The sequence below is a fragment of the Saccharothrix sp. ST-888 genome, assembly GCF_000955975.1.
In the GTDB taxonomy this organism is placed as follows: domain Bacteria; phylum Actinomycetota; class Actinomycetes; order Streptomycetales; family Streptomycetaceae; genus Kitasatospora.
On the sequence record NZ_JYJF01000212.1, the window covers coordinates 1 to 4220 of the forward strand.

Annotated in this window: 5 protein-coding genes; all 5 read right to left on the minus strand. The window is 72.6% G+C overall.

Features of this window, described 5'->3' with window-relative positions:
- Positions 1–404: FAD-dependent oxidoreductase (locus tag UK12_RS31960; RefSeq protein WP_045306714.1), on the minus strand; the 404-nt coding region annotated here is incomplete at its 3' end.
- A 210-nt stretch (positions 405–614) separates the two neighbouring features.
- Complete coding sequence (locus tag UK12_RS31965; RefSeq protein WP_045306717.1) at positions 615–1307, minus strand: demethylmenaquinone methyltransferase; 693 nt, start codon at positions 1305–1307, stop codon at positions 615–617.
- Positions 1308–1386: 79 nt separating this feature from the next.
- On the minus strand, positions 1387–1992 hold the full coding sequence (locus UK12_RS31970; RefSeq protein ID WP_045306715.1) for a hypothetical protein: 606 nt from the start codon (positions 1990–1992) through the stop codon (positions 1387–1389).
- Between the two features lie 232 nt (positions 1993–2224).
- Complete coding sequence (locus UK12_RS31975; RefSeq protein ID WP_045306716.1) at positions 2225–2866, minus strand: hypothetical protein; 642 nt, start codon at positions 2864–2866, stop codon at positions 2225–2227.
- A 57-nt stretch (positions 2867–2923) separates the two neighbouring features.
- Positions 2924–4220 (minus strand): cyclic dehypoxanthinyl futalosine synthase (gene mqnC / locus UK12_RS31980; RefSeq protein WP_231591475.1); only part of this gene is annotated, 1297 nt, incomplete at its 5' end.

Consider the following 4220-nt stretch of genomic DNA (forward strand, 5'->3'; position numbering starts at 1 on the left):
TCGTACAGCCGAGCGCCGGCCTTCTCGGCCTGACGGACGAGCAGTTCGTCGAAGTCGGCGCGCTTGCGGACCAGTCCGTAGTCGGGGTACGCGGACAGCTCGGGCCAGTCCAGTTCCAGCCGGACGCCGCCGCCGATGATCCGCAGGCCCTTGTTGTGCAGCCAGCCGTTCTCGGTGGAGACGTCGATGCCCATGTCGACCAACTGCTTGGTGGCGCGCGGGGTCAGGCCGTCGCCGCAGACCTTCTCCCGCGGGAACTCGGTCTTCTCCAACAGCAGGACGTCGAGCCCGGCCTGGGCCAGGTAGTACGCGGTGGTCGAGCCCGCCGGGCCGGCACCGACCACGATGACGTCGGCGCTGCTCTCGACGGTGTCGGCGCTCAGGTCGACTGCGGTCTCGGACACGGTGGGCACACTCCTGCACGCGGCGGGTCGGTCTGGGCAACGGTGGGCGCGCCCGGGCCCGGGCGGGGCCGAGGCGGGCTCGGACGAGTCTAACGAGGGCTTATCAACCCGGTGGCCGAAGCACTGACACCCGGCAGCAACCCCGACGGCAGCCCGGCAGCCGAACCGCCGACACCGATACCACTACCGGCACCGACGCCCCGGCCGGGCTCAGACGTTGAAGCCCCGGTGCAGGGCGACGATCCCGCCGGTGAGGTTGCGCCAGGCGACCTTGGACCAGCCCGCCTCCTGCAGCTTGGCGGCCAGTCCGGGCTGGTCGGGCCAGGCCCGGATCGACTCGGCGAGGTAGACGTACGCGTCCGGGTTGCTGCTCACCGCGGTCGCGACCGGCGGCAGGGCGCGCATCAGGTACTCGGTGTAGACGGTCCTGAACGGCGTCCAGGTCGGGGTGGAGAACTCGCAGATCACCAGCTTGCCGCCGGGCTTGGCGACCCGGCGCATCTCGCGCAGGGCGGCGTCGGTGTCCTGGACGTTGCGCAGGGCGAAGGAGATGGTGACGGCGTCGAAGGTGCCGTCGGCGAACGGCAGCTTGGTGGCGTCGCCGGCGGTCAGCGCCAGCTCGGGGTGGCGCTGCTTGCCCTCGGTCAGCATGCCGACCGAGAAGTCGCACGGTACGACCGTCGCACCGGCCTCCTCGAAGGGCAGCGAGGAGGTGCCGGTACCGGCCCCGAGGTCGAGCACCAGCTCGCCCGGCTTGGCGTCCACCGCTTCGGCCACCGCCCGCCGCCAGGCGCGGGCCTGGCCGAGCGAGAGCACGTCGTTGGTGCGGTCGTACTTGGCCGCGACATCGTCGAACATCGCGGCGACTTCGTGCGGCTGCTTGTCCAGAGAGGCTCGGGTCACGTACCCCATTGTTCACCCTGGCAGGTCCGCACTCGGCAACGGGTGCGCGTACAGCGCTCCGCGCGGGGAGCGCGCCGGCTCAGCGCAGGGCGCGCCGACCGCCCCTGCGCCGCCGCCGGGAGCGCTTGCCGTGGGTGATGGAGGGCATTCCGTCGCCGAGCGCCTCGGTGGCGAAGGCGACCGTGGTGCTGATCCGGGCGCCGCGGCCGCGCCCGCGGGTCCGCAGCCGGAACGCCTGGGTGGCCCGGCGGTGCCGCCGGATCCGGACGACGCAGCCGGCGAACAGCAGCAGCGCGACCGGGACGCTGACCCGGGCCAGCCCGACCCCGGCCGGCTGCGGGTAGCGCTTGCCGCAGACCCGGACGGCGCCGGAGTCGTCGGCGGCGTGCTCCAGGCAGATCCGGTCGCCGACCTTGGCGTCCTCGGGGAGCCAGAGGTCGGCCGCCGTCCGCTGCTGGCCGTCGACCTGGTAGCTGACCGCACTGTAGGTGGCGCTTCCGGCGGGCAGTTGGGTGATGGTGCCCTCGGTGCGGACGGGGTGCGCGGCGATCCGGTCCGCCTGGTCGGCCTGGCGCCAGCCGAGCAGGCACATCCCGACCGCCAGCACGGCGCTGAGCACTGCGGCGAGGTACCAGCCTCGGCCGAGGCGCGCGCTGCGAAAGCGGGGGACGGTCGCGGATCGCATGGTTCCTGTCCTGGCTGCCGGACGGGGCTCCTGGGGAGGGGCCCGGTGGTGAGGTGGCCCGTTCCGGTCACTGGGGAGGTGATCTGAGGGGCTGTCCGGGATCGTAGCCGCTGGCGGGGTCTCAGGTCACGGCAACGATCAATCAGTTCATCGGACTAACCAGCATCCACGCTGGTTTCCGGCCACATTTCGTCCGTGTACCAGCCATCCGCCGGGAACAACGGACCGGATCTCAGCGCCGCCGGTACAGCAGTCGTCCGCCGAGCACCGTGGCCAGACAGCAGCCCGCGCCGACCGCCTCCAGCTCGGCGACCGAACTCACACCGAAGACCGCGAAGTCGGCCCGCCCGCCGACGGTCAGCGGCCGGTGCACGGTCTCCTTCAGGCCACCGGCGGCCAGCGGGTCGAGACCGCCCTCGGCACCGTTTCCGGGCAGCGCGACCAGCCCGGACCTGGCCACCGCGGTCCGTACCACGGGCAGGTCGAAGGGCCCGGCGACCGCCGTGGTCCCGTACGCCAGCATCCGCTGCAGCCCGCGCCTGGCGCTGCCGCCCCGCCACTCCCGGTCCACCCCGCCGGGCGCACCGCCGGGCGCCCTGCCGAGCGCCTCGGCCAGCGCGTCGCCGGACAGCGGTTCGCTGCCCAGCTCCTCGCGCGGGTCCGGGTGGTACGCCCGCTCCAGCAGCCACTGCCCGTACGGGTTGCACAGGCCGGGCACCAGCAGCCCGTCCCACTCCCGCTCCCGGGCCCCGGCCACCGGCCGGTACGGGCCGACGGACGCCACCAGGGCGCCGTCGACCAGCACCGCCCCGTCCTCGATCGGCGGGGCGGTGGGGTCGGCCAGCAGAACGGCGGCCCGGTGCAGCGTCAGCATGGACTGTCGGCTTCGTCGGATCGGTGTCGTCAGGTCCCTGTCGTCAGGTCGGCGCCGTCAGCTGGTGCTGAGGATCTTCAGCTCGGGGTGCGCGGTGCCGCCCTCGATCGCGGTGGACGCGATGTGCGAGGCCACCCGGGGGTCGACCGGGTCGTCGGCCGGGTCGACCAGCACCCGCAGGTGCTGGTACGTGGTGGAGCGCTGCGCGGGGACCCGGTCGGCGGCCCGGATCAGGTGGATCAGCTCGGTCAGGTTGGAGCGGTGCTTGGCCCCGGCCGCGGAGACCACGTTCTCCTCCAGCATCACCGAGCCGAGGTCGTCGGCGCCGTAGTGCAGCGAGAGCTGGCCCGCCTCCTTGCCGGTGGTCAGCCAGGAGCCCTGGATGTGGGCGACGTTGTCGAGGAAGAGCCGCGCGATGGCGATCATGCGCAGGTACTCGAAGACGGTGGCCTGGGTGGAGCCCTTGAGGTGGTTGTTCTGCGGCTGGTAGGTGTACGGGATGAAGGCCCGGAAGCCGCCCGTACGGTCCTGCACGTCACGGATCATGCGCAGGTGCTCGATCCGCTCGGCGTTGGTCTCGCCGGTGCCCATCAGCATGGTGGAGGTGGACTCGACGCCCAGCCCGTGCGCGGTCTCCATGATCTCCAGCCAGCGCTCGCCCGACTCCTTGAGCGGGGCGATGGCCTTGCGCGGACGCTCCGGCAGCAGCTCGGCACCGGCGCCCGCGAAGGAGTCCAGGCCGGCCCGGTGGATCCGGGTGATGGCCTCCTCGATCGAGACGCCGGAGATCCTGGCCATGTGCTCGACCTCGGAGGCTCCCAGCGAGTGGATCACCAGCTGGGGGAACTCGGCCTTGATCGCGGAGAAGGCGCGCTCGTAGTACTCGACGCCGTAGTCCGGGTGGTGCCCGCCCTGGAACATGATCTGGGTGCCGCCCAGCTCGACCGTCTCCGCGCAGCGGCGCAGAATCTCGTCGAGGTCGCGGGACCAGCCCTTGTCGCTCTTCGGCGGCACGTAGAAGGCGCAGAACTTGCACGCCGTCACACAGACGTTGGTGTAGTTGATGTTCCGCTCGATGATGTACGTCGCGATGTGCTCGACCCCGGCGTACCGGCGGCGGCGGACGGCATCGGCGGCGGAGCCCAGCGCGTGCAGCGGCGCGGAGCGGTAGAGGTCCAGCGCCTCCTCCGGAGTGATCCGGCCCCCGGCGGCCGCACGGTCCAGGACGGCCTGCAGGTCAGTGGCGATGGGGGCGCCCCCGGCCGGAGGCTGGGACGCCGAAGGCGGGGTAGGGGTCCCCCCGGCCGGAGGCTGGGACGCCGAAGGCGGGGTAGGGGTCCCCCCGGCCGGAGGC

What these genes read in the sequence shown, in the direction of transcription:
- UK12_RS31970 (WP_045306715.1), bottom strand. Translation starts at nt 1,992, where the DNA reads ATGCGATCCGCGACCGTCCCCCGCTTTCGCAGCGCGCGCCTCGGCCGA.
- UK12_RS31975 (WP_045306716.1), bottom strand. Translation starts at nt 2,866, where the DNA reads ATGCTGACGCTGCACCGGGCCGCCGTTCTGCTGGCCGACCCCACCGCC.